Source organism: Ciceribacter ferrooxidans (genome assembly GCF_004137355.1).
GTDB classification, from domain to species: domain Bacteria; phylum Pseudomonadota; class Alphaproteobacteria; order Rhizobiales; family Rhizobiaceae; genus Allorhizobium; species Allorhizobium ferrooxidans.
Genome location: NZ_SDVB01000311.1, coordinates 280,352 through 299,589, shown reverse-complemented (window position 1 = coordinate 299,589; position 19,238 = coordinate 280,352). Strand labels below are relative to the sequence as shown.

The 19,238-nt window shown below is 59.2% G+C and carries 16 protein-coding genes and 1 riboswitch; of the genes, 9 read left to right on the top strand and 7 right to left on the bottom strand.

The window, feature by feature from the left end; genetic code table 11:
* Positions 1 to 3: 3 nt before the first annotated feature.
* Positions 4 to 1,779, bottom strand: coding sequence for an ABC transporter ATP-binding protein/permease (locus EUU22_RS21520; protein ID WP_129334017.1), 1,776 nt, complete (start codon positions 1,777 to 1,779; stop codon positions 4 to 6).
* A gap of 197 nt (positions 1,780 to 1,976) precedes the next feature.
* Positions 1,977 to 2,091: riboswitch (TPP riboswitch) on the top strand.
* A gap of 98 nt (positions 2,092 to 2,189) precedes the next feature.
* Between EUU22_RS21520 and thiB the strand changes: the two genes are divergently transcribed.
* From thiB to EUU22_RS21500, 4 genes are all read left to right on the top strand, one after another.
* Positions 2,190 to 3,158 (top strand): thiamine ABC transporter substrate binding subunit, encoded by a 969-nt coding sequence (gene thiB / locus EUU22_RS21515; RefSeq protein ID WP_245485236.1) that lies wholly within the window; start codon positions 2,190 to 2,192, stop codon positions 3,156 to 3,158.
* A gap of 4 nt (positions 3,159 to 3,162) precedes the next feature.
* Positions 3,163 to 4,800, top strand: a complete 1,638-nt coding sequence (gene thiP, locus EUU22_RS21510) for a thiamine/thiamine pyrophosphate ABC transporter permease ThiP (protein WP_129334016.1) — start codon at positions 3,163 to 3,165, stop codon at positions 4,798 to 4,800.
* Positions 4,790 to 5,506, top strand: coding sequence for a thiamine ABC transporter ATP-binding protein (locus EUU22_RS21505; protein ID WP_129334015.1), 717 nt, complete (start codon positions 4,790 to 4,792; stop codon positions 5,504 to 5,506). The genes thiP and EUU22_RS21505 overlap by 11 nt, the downstream gene beginning before the upstream one ends.
* Before the next feature lie 319 nt (positions 5,507 to 5,825).
* The gene (locus EUU22_RS21500) at positions 5,826 to 7,301 is read left to right on the top strand and encodes a M48 family metalloprotease (RefSeq protein WP_205687949.1); all 1,476 of its coding nucleotides are present in this window, start codon (positions 5,826 to 5,828) and stop codon (positions 7,299 to 7,301) included.
* 21 nt (positions 7,302 to 7,322) lie between these two features.
* Here the strand turns inward: EUU22_RS21500 and EUU22_RS21495 are convergent, their stop codons facing one another.
* The 5 genes from EUU22_RS21495 to EUU22_RS21475 all read right to left on the bottom strand — a co-directional run bounded on the left by EUU22_RS21495 (position 7,323) and on the right by EUU22_RS21475 (position 11,617).
* The gene (locus EUU22_RS21495) at positions 7,323 to 8,198 is read right to left on the bottom strand and encodes an RNA polymerase factor sigma-32 (protein ID WP_129334148.1); all 876 of its coding nucleotides are present in this window, start codon (positions 8,196 to 8,198) and stop codon (positions 7,323 to 7,325) included.
* 239 nt (positions 8,199 to 8,437) lie between these two features.
* Positions 8,438 to 9,253 (bottom strand): lipid A 1-phosphatase LpxE, encoded by an 816-nt coding sequence (gene lpxE, locus EUU22_RS21490; protein WP_245485219.1) that lies wholly within the window; start codon positions 9,251 to 9,253, stop codon positions 8,438 to 8,440.
* 118 nt (positions 9,254 to 9,371) lie between these two features.
* Positions 9,372 to 10,484, bottom strand: a complete 1,113-nt coding sequence (gene leuB, locus EUU22_RS21485; RefSeq protein WP_129334013.1) for a 3-isopropylmalate dehydrogenase — start codon at positions 10,482 to 10,484, stop codon at positions 9,372 to 9,374.
* Positions 10,485 to 10,630: 146 nt separating this feature from the next.
* The gene (gene leuD / locus EUU22_RS21480) at positions 10,631 to 11,236 is read right to left on the bottom strand and encodes a 3-isopropylmalate dehydratase small subunit (RefSeq protein WP_129334012.1); all 606 of its coding nucleotides are present in this window, start codon (positions 11,234 to 11,236) and stop codon (positions 10,631 to 10,633) included.
* 153 nt (positions 11,237 to 11,389) lie between these two features.
* Positions 11,390 to 11,617, bottom strand: coding sequence for a hypothetical protein (locus EUU22_RS21475; RefSeq protein WP_129334011.1), 228 nt, complete (start codon positions 11,615 to 11,617; stop codon positions 11,390 to 11,392).
* A 108-nt stretch (positions 11,618 to 11,725) separates the two neighbouring features.
* On the opposite strand from EUU22_RS21475, the gene EUU22_RS21470 reads away from it, so the two are divergent.
* Positions 11,726 to 12,643 carry an HpcH/HpaI aldolase/citrate lyase family protein gene (locus tag EUU22_RS21470; protein WP_165351254.1) on the top strand — a complete coding sequence of 306 codons (918 nt, stop codon included), beginning with the start codon at positions 11,726 to 11,728 and terminating at the stop codon, positions 12,641 to 12,643.
* Positions 12,640 to 12,846 carry a DUF1737 domain-containing protein gene (locus EUU22_RS21465; RefSeq protein ID WP_129334010.1) on the top strand — a complete coding sequence of 69 codons (207 nt, stop codon included), beginning with the start codon at positions 12,640 to 12,642 and terminating at the stop codon, positions 12,844 to 12,846. Before EUU22_RS21470 ends, EUU22_RS21465 begins: the two co-directional genes overlap by 4 nt.
* A 46-nt stretch (positions 12,847 to 12,892) precedes the next feature.
* Here EUU22_RS21465 and EUU22_RS21460 read toward each other — a convergent pair whose 3' ends face one another.
* Positions 12,893 to 13,333 carry a metallopeptidase family protein gene (locus EUU22_RS21460; RefSeq protein WP_129334009.1) on the bottom strand — a complete coding sequence of 147 codons (441 nt, stop codon included), beginning with the start codon at positions 13,331 to 13,333 and terminating at the stop codon, positions 12,893 to 12,895.
* A 157-nt stretch (positions 13,334 to 13,490) separates the two neighbouring features.
* Here EUU22_RS21460 and EUU22_RS25890 point away from each other — a divergent pair, with 157 nt between their 5' ends.
* Genes EUU22_RS25890 through EUU22_RS21445 form a run of 3 tightly spaced genes read left to right on the top strand, consistent with a single transcriptional unit; the run spans position 13,491 to position 19,217 of the window.
* Positions 13,491 to 14,435 (top strand): ImuA family protein, encoded by a 945-nt coding sequence (locus tag EUU22_RS25890; protein ID WP_245485218.1) that lies wholly within the window; start codon positions 13,491 to 13,493, stop codon positions 14,433 to 14,435.
* The gene (locus EUU22_RS21450; RefSeq protein ID WP_280956511.1) at positions 14,350 to 15,909 is read left to right on the top strand and encodes a Y-family DNA polymerase; all 1,560 of its coding nucleotides are present in this window, start codon (positions 14,350 to 14,352) and stop codon (positions 15,907 to 15,909) included. The genes EUU22_RS25890 and EUU22_RS21450 overlap by 86 nt, the downstream gene beginning before the upstream one ends.
* Positions 15,906 to 19,217 (top strand): error-prone DNA polymerase, encoded by a 3,312-nt coding sequence (locus EUU22_RS21445; protein ID WP_129334007.1) that lies wholly within the window; start codon positions 15,906 to 15,908, stop codon positions 19,215 to 19,217. Before EUU22_RS21450 ends, EUU22_RS21445 begins: the two co-directional genes overlap by 4 nt.
* Positions 19,218 to 19,238: the final 21 nt, after the last annotated feature.

Genomic DNA, 19,238 nt, shown 5'->3' with positions numbered 1-19,238 from the left:
AGATTAGAGAGCGGGCGGTGTCTGTGGGAGCGCTTCCAGATGCAGCAGTCTCGGAGACATGGTGTCATAGAAGGCGCCGGATCTGCCGATATAGATAAGTGTGGCCTCCTGCAATTCGCTCATTATTGACGATAGCCGTTCGACGGTTTCGGGCTCCAAGCCTTCGAGAACATCGTTGAAGACGATCCATTGCGGGCGGCGCAGCAGCAGATTGGCGAATGCAAGCAGCATCTGCTCGTCCTTTTCGAGCCGGCGGTCCCATCGGGCGTGCTCATCGAGGGACTTCGTGAGTTCGTGAAGGCCGACGCGTGTCAGCGCCGCAGCGATCTCCTCATCGGAGAACGCCGAAGCCGCGGCCGGGAACAGCAGGGCGTCACGTAGCGGTCCTTCGGGCAGGTAGTCCAGTTGCGGAACGAAGAGTATTTCCTGTTCCGGAAGGTCTATCGATCCGCCTCCCCACGGCCAGAGTCCGGCGAGAGCATCGAAGAGCAGCTTCCGATTGACGCCCTGGTCGCCGTTGATCATGACCCTTTCGCCAAAGTTGATGACGGGATCCGGTTCGCGCAGGCGAAAGGCGTGCGCGCAGCTGTTGCCGTTCGGCTTTGCGCAGATCGTCATGCTCCGGAAAGCAAGCTGTTCTGCCGTGCCGCGCTCCAGCAGGACTTCGCTTCCCTCAGGGTGAAAATCATCCATGTCGACGAGCGCTGCCCTGAAACTCATTACGCGCAGAAGGGTCGCCTTCCAGTCTGCGATAGAGTCGAAATTATTGACGTACCAGCGCAGCGCCGAGTGGACCTGATTGAAGGCGGCCGCCGACATCATCAATTCACCAAAGCTCATGGTCCCGGCGAAGTAGGCCGGAGACGCGATCAATGTCGGGACAACGAGCGCGAGCCAGCCGAAGCCGGCGGTAACCCAGGTCAGATTGGTGAGCGCCATTGCGAGCTGACGGATCAGCGCTACAACGTCATCGATCTTGGAATGGATGCGCTGGCGCTGGTTCTCCTCGCCGCGTGCAAGTGCGATCGCTTCGAGATTCTCGTTCGTGCGCATCAGCGAGAAGCGCAGGTCTGCTTCGCGGGCGTACCGTTCGGCGTTGATGCGGGTGAGGCGAAAGCCGACGAGATTGCTGGCCAGTGAGGCGATGCTTGCATAGAAGATTGCCCCCCAAACCATATATCCGGGAATCGAGAAGCTCGTATCGCCGACATGAAAAACGAAGCCGCTCGACAGCTGCCAAAGCACACCAATGAAGCTGACGAGCAAGATCGTTGCCTGGACGAGGCCGATCGTCAGCGAAGTGGTCATTTCGGAGAGCTTGCGGGCGTCTTCATGCAGGCGCTGGTCAGGGTTGACGCCGAGGGGGCTCGAAAGCGAAAGCCGATACGCTCGCCGGTCGGTCAGCCACTGGTCGACAATATCGCGCGACAGACCTTCTCGCATATAGAGCGCCGCCGTCTGATTGAGCCAGGTCTGCACGACGTTGAGCAACAGAAGGAAGCTGGCGATAAATGCAAAGTTCTTCAACTGGACGATGAATTCCGGCAGGTCGCGGCGTTCCAGCGAATTGTAGAAAGGCACGTTCCATTGGTTCAGAAGGATCTGGCCGTAGGCCGTGAGGAGAATAATCGTCAGCAAAGCGGTCGCAACGAGAAGGATCCGATTGCGCACCGGCGACCCCCAGAAGGATGTCGCCGCAATCGCAATTTGCCGTTTGAAGCCGATCTCGTAGGTCGTCTCGGCGGCTCCGGATCGTCCTAGTGGCTCTGCATTGGTCATGGGTCAGGCTCTTCCGCGCACCAGATGGCTGGATAGTACAGGCCAAGCACTTGCCGATCGGTTGATAAGCTGATTGCTGTGGCATGAAAAAGGCGGAGAGGGCAAGCTTCCGTCGGATTGGCCCATTGAAAGTCGAGACAATCCGGCTGGACAGCCGTGGTGCGCTTGCGTCATGCGAGATGCCGCGCTATTTCTGCGATGCTCTAACGGGGTGCCAAAAGGTTCTTCATGACCTACTGGCTGAGAGGTGAACACCAACCCGCGGAACCTGATCCGGCTCGAACCGGCGGAGGGATTAGACGCGTAACAGACGCCCTTTTCCCGGAAACCAACACGAAGAAGGGGCGCCTATGCGAACCATGATATCCGTTCTTTCCGGCCGCGCGCATATAGCGGCGGCGGCAATTGTAATGCTGTCGTCCGTTTCCGCTTCGGCAACCGACAAGACGTTGACGATCTATACCTATGAGAGCTTCATTTCCGAATGGGGCCCGGGCCCGAAGGTCAAGGAAGCTTTCGAGAAAACCTGCGACTGCGAGGTAGATTTTGTCGGTGTGGCGGACGGCGTTGCTCTGTTGACGCGTCTGAAACTGGAAGGCGATACGAACAAGGCCGACCTTGTTCTCGGGCTCGACACCAATCTCGTCGCGGAGGCGAAACAGACCGGCTTTTTCGACGTACATGGGGTCGACACCTCGACAGTCAAGGTTCCCGGCGGCTTCATCGACGACACCTTCGTTCCGTATGATTACGGTCATTTCGCGGTCGTTTACGACACACAGACGCTGAGGGTTCCTCCGAAGAGCATGAAGGAACTCGTGGAAGGGGATCCTTCGCAGAAAATCGTGATCGAGGATCCCCGGACGTCGACGCCGGGACTTGGTTTGTTGCTTTGGGTGAAATCGATCTACGGCGATGAGGCACCGGCCGCCTGGCAGAAGCTGAGAGGGCGCATCCTGACTGTGACGCCGGGCTGGTCGGAAGCCTACGGCCTGTTCACCAAGGGTGAGGTGCCGATGGTGCTCTCCTACACGACGTCGCCCGCTTACCATATGGTGGCTGAGGAAACTGACCGTTACCAGGCTGCGGCCTTCTCCGAAGGCCATTACATCCAGATCGAAGTCGCCGGCGTGCTCAAGAATGCGCCCGAGAAGGACCTCGCGCGCGAGTTCCTCAAGTTCATGCTGAGCCCCGGGTTCCAAGATACCATTCCGACGAACAACTGGATGATGCCTGCCGCACCGACATCGGAGCCACTGCCGGAGGCATTCGGAAAGCTGGTCAATCCCTCCAAGACGTTCCTGATGTCGCCGGAGGACGTTGCCTCCAACCGTAAGGCGTGGATAGACGAGTGGCTCGCAGCAATGACGCTCAAGTAACGACATGCTGGGAAGACGGCAGCGTTTGACGGGTTTCCTTAGCGGGGCGTTCAGTCTTGCCGCCATCGGAACGTTTGTCGGTGTCGCCATCCTGGCGCTGCTCAGCTATGGCGGGGGCAATGGCTTCGCAGTTCTTTTCTCTGATCCATTGCTCCTGTCCGTCCTGCGCTTTACCCTGCTGCAAGCGGCTCTCTCGACGGCACTCTCGGTAACGCTGGCGATTCTGGTTGCGAGATCGCTCGCTCGCCAGACGCGTTTTCCCGGACGCATATGGGTGATCCGGCTCCTGGCGGTACCGATGGGGCTTCCTGTTCTGATCGGCGCTCTTGGGTTGATCGGCATCTGGGGGCGGCAGGGCCTGCTCAACGACGGACTGCTGTTCCTTGGCAAGGCGGAGCCGGTCAGCATCTATGGCCTCGGCGGCATCTTGCTCGCGCACGTCTTCTTCAATCTGCCGCTTGCAGCACGATTGATGCTTGCCGGACTCGAGCGCTTGCCGTCCGAGTATTGGCTGATGAGTGCGACGCTTGGCATGAAGCCACGGGCGATCTTCCGCTTCATCGAATGGCCTGCGCTCCGCCCACTTATCCCCGGCATCGCCGGCCTCGTCTTCATGCTGTGTGCCACGAGCTTCACGCTTGTGCTGGTCCTCGGAGGTGGCCCTGCTGCCACGACTCTCGAAGTTGCGATCTATCAGGCCCTTCGGTTCGATTTTGATCCGGAACGGGCGGTCTCGCTTGCCTTCTTGCAGATCGCCGTTACGGCCCTTGTCCTGATGGCGATGGCGATCTTTCCTGCGCCGGAGGAGTACGGGCAGACGTTTGGCAAGCCGTCACGGCGGTTCGACGGAACGGGCCCCATAGCGCGTCTTTCGGATGGTACGGTGCTAGTCGGCGCCGTGTTGTTTCTCGCTCTTCCGCTCGGTTCGGTCGTCGTCTCGGGGCTGAGGGCCGACCTCTTCAAGCTCTTGACCGAGGCGGCATTCCTGCGGGCCGCAGCGACAAGCCTGGCAATCGCACTCGGCTCGGCGCTATCGGCGCTCGCGCTTGCGCTGGCGACAATCCACGCGCAAACGGTGATCAGTCTTTTGCGGCGTCCTTCGCTGACCATGAGCGGCGTCTCGGCATTGCTGTCGGGCGTGTCTTCTCTCGTATTGTTGGTCCCGACGGTCGTGCTCGCCACGGGCTGGTTCATGGCTTTGAGATCGATGGGGGACATCGCCAGTTTTGCACCGGTGGTCGTCGTCGGTATCAACGCGTTGATGGCCCTGCCTTTCGTCATGCGGGTCGTGGTGCCTGCACTGGAAATCCATCGCGCCGCAACGGAACGTCTGGTTGTGAGCCTGGGTATCCATGGGTTTTCAAAGCTGCGACTAGTCGACTGGCCGCTCCTCAAGAAGCCGTTGCTGACAGCTCTTTCCTTCGCCATGGCGCTCTCACTCGGTGATCTTGGGGCCGTGGCCCTTTTCGGTTCGGAGAAAGTCACGACGTTGCCGTGGCTGATTTACAGCCGTATGGGGCACTATCGCACCAACGACGCCGACGGACTCGCCCTGATTCTCGGTATGATCTGCCTGCTTCTAACCCTCGCCGGTACGACCGGCGTCCAGCCCCGGAAGGACGAGGCCGAAAATGCCGGATGAAGCTGATGCCATTGTCCTCGACAATGTCGAGCTCCGGCTAGGAATGCAGGAATTTTCGTTCGACTGCCGAATTCCGAAGGGAGCGATTACCGCCGTTGCCGGACCCTCTGGTTCGGGAAAATCGACCTTGCTTAACCTCATCGCCGGGTTCGAGACACCGAGTCATGGTCGACTGTTGATCGAAGGAGAGGATGTGCGTGGCCTCCTGCCGTCGGATCGGCCAGTTTCGCTCGTCTTTCAGGACAACAACCTCTTCGCCCACCTTGATCTGTTCACCAACGTCGGGCTCGGAATCAATCCGGCTCTCCACCTCGGAGCGAGGGAACGAGAGATGGTATCGACGGCATTGAAGCGTGTTGGTCTGGAGGGTTTCGAGCGCCGTCACCCCTCGACGCTTTCGGGAGGCGAGCGCCAGCGTGCCGCTTTCGCAAGAGCGCTCGTGCGGCGCAAACCGGTGCTGCTTTTAGACGAACCCTTTGCGGCCCTGGATCCGGGATTGCGATCGGCGATGGCGGATCTTCTTGAAGATCTGCATCGCGAAACGCATAACACCGTGGTGATTATCACCCACGATGCGGACGAGGTGGCGCGCCTTGCGCAGCACGTGCTCTTCGTCGATGGGGGACGAATTTCCTTTTCCGGTCCAGTCAACGGGTTTCTCGAGCGCCGCGACATCGAGGCCGTCAGAGCGTTTCTCGGTGGGTGAGGCGGAGTGTTGCATCTGGGTGCCGTCGCCATAATTTGGACGTGCCCCAGTGGCATTCGCAGCTCGGATGATGCATTTTCCGCATACATGCCTCGGTATCGTCTTACCGGAGAAGGCTCCTTTTCCTATATGCTGGTTGTGGTTGCCGGTTGAATGATGTTGTTTCGGGCATATCGAAGACACGAAGAACATGCAGCTGGTAATGATAGTCGAGGGCGGCAGTCATTGGTGCCAGCCGCTCGTATTGAAGGAAGGTAGCCCAGGCAGAATGCCAGCTCCGACGGACAGACACATGTGGGCGCTTGGTCCTTTTGCGAGTATGCGGGGATTGCGAGGGTCGTTGAATCTGCTCGCGGCCGTTTCGTTGACTGCGTTGCTGTCGTCGTGCCAGTCGCTGTTCGAACAGGCTTATGTCCCGGATGTCTCGCCTTCGAGCACCCCGCAGATCGTCGAAGAGGTTCAAAAGGGTGATCCGCGGGCACAGATGGGCGCGCGCGAACATCCGCGGATCGTCGCAAGTTATGGCGGCGAGTATCATGACGAGAAGACGGAGAAACTGGTGGCGCGTATTGCGGGCGCGCTGACGGCTGTTTCGGAGAACCCGAACCAGTCCTACCGGATCACGATCCTCAACTCTCCGGCAATCAACGCCTTTGCACTGCCCGGTGGGTACCTCTACGTGACGCGTGGTCTGCTTGCACTCGCCAATGACGCGTCGGAGGTGGCCGCTGTGCTGTCGCACGAGATGGCACATGTCACCGCCAACCACGGAATCGAGCGTCAACGCCGTGAAGAGGCGGAGGTGATCGCCAGCCGCGTGGTGGCGGAGGTTCTTTCGAGTGATATCGCCGGGAAGCAGGCACTCGCGCGCGGAAAGCTCCGTCTGGCGGCGTTTTCGCGTCAGCAGGAGTTGCAAGCGGATGTCATCGGCGTACGAACATTGGGCGAGGCCGGGTATGATCCCTATGCTGCGGCGCGTTTCCTCGATTCGATGGCGGCCTACAGTCACTTCACCTCGGTCGATCCCTATTCGGACCAGAGTCTCGACTTTTTGTCGAGCCACCCGAATGCCCCGCAGCGCGTGGAGCTGGCCCGCCGCCATGCGCGCGCCTTTGGACCCGAGGGAACGCACGGCGAGACGGGGCGTGACTATTACCTACAGGGAATCGACGGCCTGCTCTATGGCGACAGCCCGCAGGAGGGCTATGTCCGTGGGCAGACTTTCCTGCACGCAGGGCTCGGCATCCGCTTCGACGTTCCGGACGGCTTTCAGATCGACAACAAGGTTGAAGCGGTGCTGGCAACAGGCCCGGGCGATGTCGCGATCCGCTTCGACGGGATCGCCGACAGCGATCGCCGCAGCCTTTCCAACTACATTTCGAGCGGGTGGGTCACAGGACTTCTTCCCGAGACAATTCACGCGATTACCATAAATGGCCTCGAAGCGGCCACGGCGAAGGCCTCTGCGGAACGGTGGGATTTCGACGTCACTGTCATCCGGATCGGTCCGCAGATCTTTCGCTTCCTGACCGCGGTGCCGAAAGGCAGCCCGACCCTGGAACCGACGGCGGACAAGCTCCGGTCGAGTTTCCGTCGGATTACCCGACAGGAGGCGGCTTCTCTGAAGCCGTTGCGTGTCAGGGTCATTACCGTTGGGCAAGGCGATACGATCGGCTCACTCGCGGCACGGATGATGGGTACCGAACGGAAGCTCGAACTGTTCAAGTTGATCAACGCACTCAACACCGGGGCGACGCTCGCGCCCGGGAGCCGCGTAAAGATCATCTCGGAGTAACGCCCGGCCGAGTCGTGGCTGTCAGGTGGCCAATTCGCGAAGCTCGCCGGTGGTAGGACCGCAACTGCTCAGGGCCGTCTTCAGCTTTTCCATCGCGCGGGTTTCGATCTGGCGCACCCTTTCCTTGGAAATGCCGAGTTCGGCGCCGAGTTCTTCGAGGGTTGCACCATCTTCGGAGAGGCGACGTGCCCGAATGATCCGGGTTTCACGATCGTTCAGTCGCTCCATGGCGCATTTGAGCCATTTCGACCAGCGCTCGCCGTCGATCTTGCCGCGCACTTGTTCGTCGGGCGGGAGCTCCTCGCTCTCCAGCATTTCGAGTTGTTCGACGCCCTGTCCATTCTTGCCCATGATTGGTGTCTGCAGGGAGGCATCGCTCCCAGCCAGACGGGCATCCATCGACTGGACATCAGCCACGCTGACGCCAAGCGTGGCTGCGATCTGCTGATGAATGGCCTGATCGGTCAGGTGGCTGTCAGTCTGGGCCAGCTTCGCACGCAGCCTGCGAAGATTGAAGAAGAGCGCTTTCTGGGATGAACTCGTTCCGCCTCTGACGATCGACCAGTTGCGGAGAATGTAATCTTGCATCGAGGCGCGGATCCACCACCCTGCATAGGTGGAGAAGCGGACCTCCCGCGCCGGATCGAAGCGTGCGGCTGCTTCGAGGAGACCTATATAGCCTTCCTGGATCAAATCATTGAGCGGGAGGCCGAAGCCGCGGAATTTCGTCGCCATGGCAATGACAAGACGCATATGCGCATAGGCAATTCGATTGCGGGCGTCCCGGTCCTGGCCATTTTTCCATCTTTTGGCGAGATCAATCTCCTCCTCGCGTTCCAGATAGGGCTGAGCCATGGCAAAACGGATAATGTGTCTGTCAACGGACATGGCGTTCATTTGCGTCTCCAAAAACTGGATGGCCATGCGGGGCACGAGCACTGACGGCCTTTGATGAACGGGTAAGCGGAGCCCGGGTTCCATGAATCGAGAAAACTTTCTCGACCTGAATCCGAGGAGAATCAGCTGGAGCTGAATATCACGCACCCATTTTACGGGTTCGTCACCGGATCGGCGCATCCCGTTGAGTAGAAATGGCTCTTCTCACGCACTTGTGAAAGTAGGAAAGAGCGGTGCCCTCAGCGTGATCGTCGCGCGCGAAAATTCGGCCAGATGTTGTGTGGAAGGGGAAGGCGTGGCATCGGCAGCCCGTTCGGGCCGGGCTTGAAGACGATGCCGTAGCGCGAAAACGCGATGGCGATCAACAGCGAGAACCAGGCGCCGAACGCCAATCCAGCGGTTACATCGCTCGGATAGTGTGCTCCTACCATGACTCGCGTCATGCCGAGCCAGACGGCCAGCATGGCAAGAACGGCACGATAGCGTGGAAGGAGCAGCGCGAGAGCCATGAAGAGCGCACCGATGGTGGTTGCGTGACCCGAAGGGAAGCTCTCGAAGCGGGCATTTCCGGCAAAGGGTGAAAAGCCGAACACACCCCACTCTTCGAACTGGATCGGCCGGGCGCGGCCGATCGCGCGCTTGATCAGATTCGCCGAGAGGCCGGAAAGGGCGACGGTTGTGAAGAGATAAAGGGCAATCTGGCTTGTATAGAGCGCCTGAAAACGCTCTCTGGCGCCTTCGACCCTGCCGGCTGCCATGAACGTCGCGAAGAATATGAAGGCGGATCCGAAGAGCATCCACCCAGATTTGCCGATGTCGGTGACTGCGCGACTGACCGAACGTACCGCGCTCGGTACGTTTCCGGCCGTTGCCGCCGCGGGCATATCAAAGACCAGAAACGCCAGCACGACGAGGTTGGCACTGACGAATAGAAAAATCTGCCAGTAGGACGAAGAAGCAGGAAGTGTATTTCTTTCACGGCGGGCTTTCAGCCAAGCCGCGATTGCGCCTGCGTTTTTCTTCTCAATGGTTCTAACCTGGCGGCCCTTTGCCACAGTGCGTCCTCGAGCCGTATGGCTCTTTACGGTCCGGGCGATGTTTGGCGCCCGGTGAAGAATGTACCCATGTAGCCTGAAGGCCCGCAAAAGCCGCGCGGGCCCGGCCGTCAGATACTCATGCGGAAAGTGTCTTGAATTCTGCGAGAATGGTGTCGCCCATTTCAGAGGTTCCGACCTGCCGGCAACCCTCGGCCATGATGTCGCCCGTCCGGATACCTTTTTCCAGGACGTTCGCGATTGCCTTTTCCAGGGTGTCGGCTTCCTTGATCATATTGAACGAATAACGAAGGCACATCGCGAACGACGCGATCATCGCGATCGGATTGGCAACAGCCTTTCCGGCGATGTCGGGCGCGGATCCATGAACCGGCTCATAGAGAGCCTTGCGCTTGCCGGTCTTCACATCGGGCGCACCGAGCGATGCCGAGGGAAGCATGCCGAGAGAGCCGGTCAGCATGGCGGCGACGTCAGAGAGCATGTCGCCGAAGAGGTTGTCCGTGACAATGACGTCGAACTGTTTCGGATTGCGCACCAGCTGCATGCCGCCAGCATCGGCCAGCATGTGCTCGAGCTTGACGTCCGGGTACTTCGTCTTGTGGACGTCGGTGACGACCTGGTTCCACAGCACGCCGGACTTCATGACGTTCCGCTTCTCCATGGAGCAGACAGCATTCTTACGGGTGCGGGCAAGCTCGAACGCGACCGATGCGATACGCTCGATCTCGTAGGTGTCGTAGACCTGTGTGTCGATTGCGCGTTTCTGGCCGTTGCCGAGATCGGTGATCGTCTTCGGTTCGCCAAAGTATACGCCACCCGTGAGCTCGCGCACGATCAGGATATCGAGGCCTTCGACCAGTTCAGGCTTCAGCGATGACGCCGAAGCGAGGGCGGGATAGCAGATCGCCGGGCGAAGATTGGCGAAGAGTTCGAGATCCTTGCGAAGTCGGAGGAGACCGGCTTCCGGGCGGACGTCATAGGGAACGGCATCCCACTTCGGACCACCGACAGCACCGAAGAGTACGGCGTCTGCGGCCATCGCTTTGGCCATGTCACCTTCGGAGATCGCAACGCCGTGCGCGTCGTAGGCGCATCCGCCGACCAGTCCCTCGTCGGTCTCGAACCCAGCCTTCATCTCGCTGTTCATGTAGGCGACGATCTTGCGGACCTCGGCCATGGTCTCGGGGCCGATGCCGTCACCAGGGAGAAGGAAAAGCTTGCGCACTGTCATGGGAAACCCCTGCTTCAAATAAGTTGCGGCGTTTTATCGACAGCAGACCGCCATTTCAAGCGCGGCAAGACCGTAAGCGGTACGCCTTGGACCAAAAGCGATGAAGGCGACCGTAAGGCCGCCTTCATCGAAATTCTTGAGAGAGCTTATGCCCAGGGATGAGCAACAGCATTGGCCTTTTCGAAATTCGCGATGCTCGCCGCCTTCTCGAGTGTCAGGCCGATGTCATCGAGGCCGTTCAGCAGGCAATGGCGCTTGAACGGATCGACGTCGAACTTGATCGTGCCGCCGTCTGGGCCGGTGATTTCCTGAGCTTCCAGGTCAACGGTCAGAACTGCATTGGAGCCGCGGCCGGCATCGTCCATCAGCTTCTCGAGGTTTTCGGGGCTGACGACGATCGGCAGGATGCCGTTCTTGAAACAGTTGTTGTAGAAGATGTCGGCGAAACTGGTCGAAATCACGCAGCGGATGCCGAAATCGAGCAGGGCCCAGGGCGCGTGCTCGCGAGAGGAACCGCAGCCGAAGTTGTCTCCGGCGACCAGGATCTGCGCGTTGCGATAGGCGGGCTTGTTGAGAACGAAGTCCGCGTTCTCGGAGCCGTCTTCCTTGTAACGGGCTTCCGCGAAAAGTCCTTTGCCGAGGCCAGTGCGCTTGATCGTCTTCAGATAATCCTTCGGGATGATCATGTCGGTGTCTATATTGACGACCGGAAGCGGCGCGGCGACGCCGGTGAGCTTAACGAACTTTTCCATCATTCCTGCCTGTGATCTTCAACTTCCTGCGGGTTTCCTGCCAATAGAGGAAAACCGAGAGAAATTGAAGGAGAATCTCACTTCCACGGCGTGCGCGTCGTCCTCAGGCGCCAATGGTTGCGTCTGCTCGATACGTATATGTGGATCAGCGGGTCAGAGATCGATGATGGTGCCGCGTCCGTCATTCCACACATGCATCTCACGGCTCTTGGCCTTGGCACGGAGGGGGGCCGGTTTTGCCCGCATCGAAAGCATGCGCACGGCGAGAGAAACGGTCAGGATCGCTCCGGCGACCAGGGTAAGCGAAATCGTGAAAACGGCGGCAGCCGCGAAGACGCAAATGCCGACGAGAGCGAGGCCAATGGCGCGAAAATTTTGCATGGTCGAAGTCCTTTCCCAAATAAGGTGGTCCTTCTGCCCTATAATTGCAAGGCTTCCTGACGTTCGATCGTCTTGCATGCTCCGACAAAGCTTGGCACAAGTGCGCCCATGAGCTTGTCATCGTCTGCCAGTCTTTCGGTCCGGCTGCGCCGCTCCGTTTTGAGCGTTCCTGCCATCAATCCGCGAGCACTTGCCAAGGTTCCGGATCTCGACTGCGACGTCGTGATCTTCGACCTCGAAGACTCGGTCGCTCCGGAAAAGAAAGGGGAAGCACGCGAGAATCTCCGGCGCTTCTTTGGCGAAGTGTCGCCGTTACACGACAAGGAGTGTGTCATCCGGATCAACGGTCACGATACCGGATTCGCCGATGACGATATGGCGGCGGTCATCGCTTGCCGTCCCGACGCCGTGTTGTTGCCGAAGGTCGACGGCCCGCAGGACGTGGAACGGGTGGCCGATCTATTGGCCGAGGCCGACGCGCCGGAGGGCTTGCGCATATGGGCCATGACGGAAACGCCTCTCGGTGTACTCAATGCGGCCGCAATTGCGCGAATGGGCCGAACCGATGGTGCGCGACTTGACTGTCTGGTGGTCGGCCTCAACGATCTGCGCAAGGCGACGGCTGTGCCGGCAGGGTCCGGTCGGACTTTTCTTGTGCCCTGGTTGATGCAGGTGGTTCTGGCGGCGCGGGCCTTCGGACTGGACGTAATCGACAGCGTCGGCAATGATTTCAGCGATATTGCCGCTTTCGAAGCCGAGTGCCGGCAGGGGCGTTCCATGGGTTTCGACGGAAAAATGTTGATCCACCCCGCACAGATCGGCCCGGCGAACCGGTATTTCGGTCCGAGCACGGAAGAGATTGCGGAGGCACAGGCAATTGCCGAGGCCTTCGCTGCTCCGGCGGCGGCCGAACTCAACGTCGTCAACAGCAACGGCCAAATGATCGAACGGCTGCATCTCGATCAGGCCGAGCGGCTGTTGGCCAAGGCAAAAATTATCCAGGACAGGAAAGGCAATTCGGCATGAAACTTTATCGATTCCTCACGGGGCCGGACGATGCATCGTTTTGCCATCGGGTCACCGACGCATTGAACAAGGGCTGGGAGTTGCATGGTGCACCGAGCCTCTCCTTCAATGCCGTTACGAACCAAATGTACTGCGGACAGGCGGTGGTGAAGACGGTGCACGGCAAGGATTACGACCCGAGCATGAAGCTCGGCGAGCAATAAAGAAAGGCCCCGATCGGGGCCTTTTTCTTTGAAGACTGGACTTTCGTCAGCCGTTGGCAGCAGCGTCTTCGGCGCTTTCCTCGATCCGGGCCATGTCGTCGTCACTCAGGCCGAAGTGATGCCCGATTTCGTGGATCAACACATGGGTGATGATGTCGCCCAGGGTTTCGTCGTTTTCCGCCCAATAGTCGAGAATCGGACGGCGGTAGAGCATGATGCGGTTCGGCATCTCGCCGGTTTCCATGGTGAAACGCTCGGAAATGCCACGGCCTTCGAAGAGGCCCAGCAGATCAAAAGGAGTTTCGAGCGCCATATCCTCGAAGACTTCGTCGGTCGGAAAGTCGGCGATCTCGATAATCAGGTTGTCGGTGAGTGCACGGAATTCTTCCGGCAGATGGCTATAGGCTTCGATCGCCAGTGATTCAAACGTGCTGATCGTCGGTGCGTGGCGTTCACGCCAATCTTCGGTCTGATCCATCCGGGCCATCGGAACTCCTTGTCTGTCCAGTCATATAGGACCTTTGCCGGCACTTTTCGAGGGAAAATCCGGACAAGGAATAAATTCTTATGAAATGCGGTTGACTCTTTACTGAAGCTCTGGAATCCATAGGAACATATAGAGAACAAAAACGGAGTTGGACGTCATGGCTGGGAAGGCTGTGGCGCGGGAGACGCTTTTTGCCCTGCGTCAGACCATCGCTCATATCGAGGGACGAACTGTAGTCGATCTGGATGCCGCGCGCGGGGAAACAGAGATGCCCGGACTTGCAGTGCGAACCTCCGGGAGAGGTGGCATGAAGATATTGCCGTTCGGTCTTCAGGCAATGGATGAACCCATGGAAGGCGGACTTCCCCTTGATGCCGTAACCGAAATTCGCAGCGATCGGCTGGGTGATGCCGGAGCGGCAAGTGGTTTCATGCTGGCGCTTTCCGCTCGTCTTCTGGTGCATTCCTCTTCCGGCGCAGGGCCGGCCCGCATTCTCTGGATTGGCGATGAGACCGTCGCTAGGGAGGCCGGTCTTCCCCATGCCGCAGGTCTGCGGGATTACGGACTTGATCCGCGGCATCTCCTGTATGCCAGACCAAGGCGGATCGAGGATGGGCTCTGGCTTGCCGAGGCAGGTCTTGCAAGTGGCGTCTTCTGTGCCGTCATTCTGGAAGCTTGCGGCAATCCTCGTCGTTTCGGCCTGACGGAAAGCCGCCGTCTCAGTCTCAAGGCGCATTCCACTGGCCGGCCCCTGCTGTTGTTGCGGCAGGGAGGGGAACAAGAGGCCGGCAGCGCCGTCTTTCGCGTTCGCATTCGCCCGTCATTGGCGCAATCCCGTCGTATTCCCGATGGTTCCGTACTCGGCGGCAGCATCGCCAACCCCGTTTTCCGGGTCACCCTGGAAAAGAGCCGACTTCCGGCACCTGTCGACATCCATCTGGAGTGGAACCCCTATGACCGTCTGTTTTCCCTCACCACCCCTCTCCCTGTTCCAGCAGACAACAAGCAGACGAATTTTGGCGCTATTCTTTCCCCATCTGCCGACGGACAGGATCGCACGTCGTTACTGGGGGGCGTCGTGGCGTTCGACAGGGCGTCCTGACCATCCACCTCTCGTTTGCACAGGGCGGATGAAGAATGCCATGCGGCTGACGGCTGTCGACGAGATCGGTGTCGCCATCGGGCTGAAACCCGGTCAGGGTCTGGCGGAAGCGCGGGCGATTTGTCCTGCTCTTGATGCCGTTATAGCCGATGAGGCTGCCGAGCGCCGATTTCTGGAAGGAATTGCCGACTGGTGCGACCGCTATACGCCGCTGGTCGCCATCGAGGGCGGGGACGGCCTTTTTCTCGACATCACCGGCTGTTCCCATCTTTTGGGCGGCGAAGAATTGTTGCTTGGAGATATTCTGAAGCGCCTGTTCGAGATGGGGCTTGATGCCCGTGGAGCGATTTCCTCCACGCCCGGGTTGTCCTGGGCAATGGCGCGCTTTGGCGGCAATGGCACTGTCGCCGAAAGGCACACCAAATCTGTCCCGGCCTCCTTTCCGGTGGCCGCATGCCGGTTGCCGGAGGAGACGGTATTGGCGCTTCGAAAGACGGGGCTCAAGCGGGTGGGGGATCTGCTTGCTGCTCCACGGGCACCGCTTGCTCGCCGGTTCGGTCCCTTGCCATTGTTGCGGCTCGACCAGATGCTCGGACGGGAGGATGAGCCGATCTCGCCGCGCCGCCCAGTTGCGGACCTCTCCGTCGAGCGGTGTCTTGCCGAACCCCTTCAGTGCGAGGAAGCCATCCTTCAACTCGTCCAACGGATGGCTGTGACGTTGAAAACGGAACTCGAGGCACGTTGCCAGGGTGGTCGCCGCTTCGAATTGCTTCTTTTCAGGGTCGACGGAAGGGTCTTCCGAATTGGTGTGGGCAGTTCCGTCCCTTTGCGCGATCCGACAGGCATTTCCTGCCTCTTTTCCGAGCGCCTTGTCGCCCTGCATGACGATCTGGATACAGGTTATGGTTTCGAGATCATGCGACTCAATGTGCTGCAGGCAGAGACGCTCCACCGCTTGCAGTCGGATTTTGTCGGCGGTGCTCCCGTCGAAACCGCATTGGCAACTTTTGTCGATCAGGCGGTCGCCCGTTTTGGTCCGGATTGTCTCGTGCGGCCTGTCTTGCAAGAAAGCCATGTGCCGGAACGAGCATCGCTTCTTCCGTCGGTCACCGATCTTATGGGGATCGTCTCCCCGCCGGACGTCGGGCAGAAGGAAGCTGGGACGGGCTGGCCGGTCAGGGCGAGGCGGCCGATCCGTCTACTGAAGGTTCCGGAAATTATCGAGGCAGCGGCCGAGGCTCCGGAAGGCCCCCCCATGAGTTTCCGTTGGCGGCGATGTCTTCATCGTGTCCGACGGGCCGAAGGTCCGGAGAAACTCGCCATGGAATGGTGGATCGATGGTGAAGAGGCTCCCGCCCGGAACTATTTCCAGGTCGAGGATGACGAGGGTCATCGCTACTGGTTGTTTCGTGAGGGCGCCTATGTCTCGAATGCCGAGATGCCACGCTGGTTCATGCACGGAGTTTTTGCATGACGGCCGCACCCGCCTTTTTCGAGATCGGAACACGAACGAATTTTTCCTTTCTGGAAGGGGTGTCTCATCCGGAGGAACTCGTCGAGGCGGCCAGACGGCTTTGCCTTCCAGGCCTCGGTGTTGCGGATCGAAACACCGTTGCGGGGGTGGTGCGCGTGCATGCCCAAGCCAAGGAGACGGGCTTCCGGTTCCAGCCGGGGGCACGGCTAGTCTTCGCCGACGGTACGCCGGATATCCTTGCCTATCCGCAAAACCGCCACGGATGGGGAAATCTCTGCCGGCTGCTCAGTTCCGGCAATCTCAGGGGAGAAAAGGGCGTTTGCATTCTCCATGAGGAGGATCTGATTGAATGGGGAGAGGATTTGCTGATTGCGGTGGCACCGACGACGGAGCAGGCCACTGGCGACAGCGATTTGCCTGGCTTGCTTCGACGCTTGGTCTCCCGGTTTGGCAATCGGGCATACTTGGCGCTTGTTCCACGTTATGACGGTCTCGATCGGGTTGCCTTTGCCATACTCGCGTCCATGGCCGAGACGGTGGGACTTGCCCTGATCGCCAGCAATGAGCCGCTTTATCACGAGGCAGCGCGCCGTCCGCTCGCTGATATCGTCACCGCTATCCGTACCCATGTCCCCATCGCCGAAGCCGGTTTCCGTCTGGCCGCGAATGCGGAACGGTATCTGAAAACCGGGGCGGAAATGGCCCAGCTCTTCCGGCATTATCCGCAGGCGATCGCCAATACGCAGCAGTTCTTTAGCCGGCTCTCTTTTTCTCTGGACGAGTTGCGCTACCAGTATCCCGATGAGAGCCTTACCGGTGAAACACCGTCTGAGACGCTCGAGAGATTGGCTCGCTCTGGTGCGGCAAGGCGTTATCCCGAAGGGGTGCCCGGAAAGATCTCAACGCAGATCGACTATGAACTCGCTCTCATTCGCGAGAAGCAATACGAGCCCTATTTTCTGACGGTGCGCAACATCATCGAGTTTGCCCGGAGTGAGGGCATTCTCTGTCAGGGGCGAGGTTCGGCGGCCAATTCCGTCGTCTGCTACTGTCTCGGCATTACCGAAGTCGATCCGGAGAGGACAACGCTGCTCTTCGAGCGGTTCATCTCGACGGAACGCGACGAGCCTCCGGATATCGACGTCGATTTCGAGCATGAGAAGCGAGAAGTCGTCATCCAGCATATCTATGAACGTTACGGGCGCGAGCATGCCGGATTGGCAGCGGCGGTGAGTTGCTATCGGGCGCGCTCGGCAGGTCGTGAGGTCGCCAAAGCTTTCGGACTGTCGGAGGATGTGCAATCGGCGCTCGCAAGCAATGTCTGGGGATGGTCGGCTGCCAATCTTTCCAAGCGCGAGGCCAAGGCGGCGGGTCTGGACATGAGCAATCTGACGACACAACGTGTCCTCACCTATGCTTCCAAGCTCATCGGGTTTCCGCGTCACTTGACCCAGCATGTCGGCGGCTTCGTCATCACGCGCGACAGGCTGGACGAGGTGGTTCCGATCATGAAAACGGCGATGGATGGTCGCTACATGGTCGAATGGGACAAGGATGATCTCGATACACTCGGCATCCTCAAGATCGACATTCTGGCGCTTGGTATGCTGACGTGCCTTGCCAGAGCCTTCAAGCTTCTGGAAAGCCATTACGGCAAGCGTATTACACTCGCCGATCTGTGCCGGGACCATCGGCCGGCGGTTTATGACATGATTTGCCGGGCCGACACGATCGGCGTTTTTCAGATCGAGAGCCGGGCCCAGATGAGCATGCTGCCACGTCTCAGGCCTCTGGAATTCTACGATCTGGTGATCGAGGTGGCGATCGTCAGGCCCGGCCCCATTCAGGGCAACATGGTGCATCCCTATCTGAAACGACGGGAGGACAAACGTGCCGGCCGAGCGGTTAAATATCCGAGCCTTGAACTGGAGGGAGTGCTGGAGCGAACACTCGGCGTTCCACTTTTTCAGGAACAGGTCATGCAAATCGCTATCACCGCTGCGGGCTTCACACCAGGTGAGGCTGACCGTCTCAGACGGGCGATGGCGACGTTCAAAAGAACCGGAACGATCCATACCTTCCGGAAGAAGATGGTCGAAGGCATGGTCAAGAATGGTTATGATGCCGAATTCGCCGAGAGTTGTTTCCGGCAGATCGAGGGTTTCGGCGAGTATGGCTTTCCGGAGAGCCACGCCGCATCCTTTGCCCTTCTGGTCTATGCGTCCAGCTGGCTCAAGGCGTATTATCCAGATGTTTTCTGTGTCGCCATTCTCAATTCACAACCGATGGGATTCTACACTTCGGCGCAATTGGTGCGGGATGCACGGGAACACGGGGTCGTGGTGCGGCCAGTCGATATCAACGAATCCGATTGGGATGCGACCTTGGAAGACGGAGCTTTCGAACGAGATTGCATCCATCCCCGACATGTTTCGATGCAAGGCGTGATTCTAGCGCGGAAGGCGGTTCGGCTCGGATTCCGGCAGATCAAGGGACTGACACGGAAGGATGTTGACCGGCTCCTCGCTTGCCGAGGCAACGGTTACGGTTCCGTCCGGGATCTCTGGTTGCGGACCGGTCTTCCCCGTTCCGTCATCGAACGGCTCGCAGACGCGGATGTCTTTCGCTCGATCAAGCTCGACCGCCGAGCTGCCTTGTGGGAGGCAAAGGCCATCGAGGAAGGACGCGCCGTTGAACATCTGCCGCTCTTTACCGATCATGGCGACCTTCAGTTGGAACCTGAAACGCCGCTTCCACAGATGCGGGACAGCGAGCAGGTGGTCAATGATTATCGCTATCTCTCTCTGTCCCTGAAGGCGCATCCCGTCTCTTTTCTCCGCGAGCAACTGGACGCACTCCAAATACGCCGATGCCGAGATTTGGAGATCGTGGAGAATGGACGGAAGACTACCATCGCCGGGCTGGTGCTGGTGCGCCAACGACCCGGCTCGGCGAACGGGATTATCTTCATGACCATCGAGGACGAGACCGGAATTGCCAATATCATTGTCTGGTCGAAGACCTTCGAGCGTTTCCGGCCGGTGGTCATGGTGGCGCGCTTCGTAAAGGTCCACGGACGAGTACAAAAGGCCGACGGAGTCATTCACGTGATCGCGGAGGAGATCGAGGATTGGTCATCCGCTCTTGGTCTTCTGGAGAGCGATTGCAATGACGGATCGGGCAATGTTGGCGCGACTTCCCATTCGACTATCGAGCAGATGTTCAGGAAGTCCGAACCTCCAAGAGGCATTTCCCCATCCGTCGGGTCCGCGCAGGACGCCATGCCGAAAGGCCGTAACTTCCATTGACTCACGTAGCGATTGTCGCAC

Excerpts from the sequence above, each read along its gene's own strand:
- EUU22_RS21520 (WP_129334017.1), bottom strand. The coding sequence starts at position 1,779 with ATGACCAATGCAGAGCCACTAGGACGATCCGGAGCCGCCGAGACGACC.
- thiB (WP_245485236.1), top strand. The coding sequence starts at position 2,190 with ATGCTGTCGTCCGTTTCCGCTTCGGCAACCGACAAGACGTTGACGATC.
- thiP (WP_129334016.1), top strand. The coding sequence starts at position 3,163 with ATGCTGGGAAGACGGCAGCGTTTGACGGGTTTCCTTAGCGGGGCGTTC.
- EUU22_RS21505 (WP_129334015.1), top strand. The coding sequence starts at position 4,790 with ATGCCGGATGAAGCTGATGCCATTGTCCTCGACAATGTCGAGCTCCGG.
- EUU22_RS21500 (WP_205687949.1), top strand. The coding sequence starts at position 5,826 with ATGCGGGGATTGCGAGGGTCGTTGAATCTGCTCGCGGCCGTTTCGTTG.
- EUU22_RS21495 (WP_129334148.1), bottom strand. The coding sequence starts at position 8,198 with ATGAACGCCATGTCCGTTGACAGACACATTATCCGTTTTGCCATGGCT.
- leuB (WP_129334013.1), bottom strand. The coding sequence starts at position 10,484 with ATGACAGTGCGCAAGCTTTTCCTTCTCCCTGGTGACGGCATCGGCCCC.
- leuD (WP_129334012.1), bottom strand. The coding sequence starts at position 11,236 with ATGGAAAAGTTCGTTAAGCTCACCGGCGTCGCCGCGCCGCTTCCGGTC.
- EUU22_RS21475 (WP_129334011.1), bottom strand. The coding sequence starts at position 11,617 with ATGCAAAATTTTCGCGCCATTGGCCTCGCTCTCGTCGGCATTTGCGTC.
- EUU22_RS21470 (WP_165351254.1), top strand. The coding sequence starts at position 11,726 with ATGAGCTTGTCATCGTCTGCCAGTCTTTCGGTCCGGCTGCGCCGCTCC.
- EUU22_RS21465 (WP_129334010.1), top strand. The coding sequence starts at position 12,640 with ATGAAACTTTATCGATTCCTCACGGGGCCGGACGATGCATCGTTTTGC.
- EUU22_RS21460 (WP_129334009.1), bottom strand. The coding sequence starts at position 13,333 with ATGGCCCGGATGGATCAGACCGAAGATTGGCGTGAACGCCACGCACCG.
- EUU22_RS25890 (WP_245485218.1), top strand. The coding sequence starts at position 13,491 with ATGGCTGGGAAGGCTGTGGCGCGGGAGACGCTTTTTGCCCTGCGTCAG.
- EUU22_RS21445 (WP_129334007.1), top strand. The coding sequence starts at position 15,906 with ATGACGGCCGCACCCGCCTTTTTCGAGATCGGAACACGAACGAATTTT.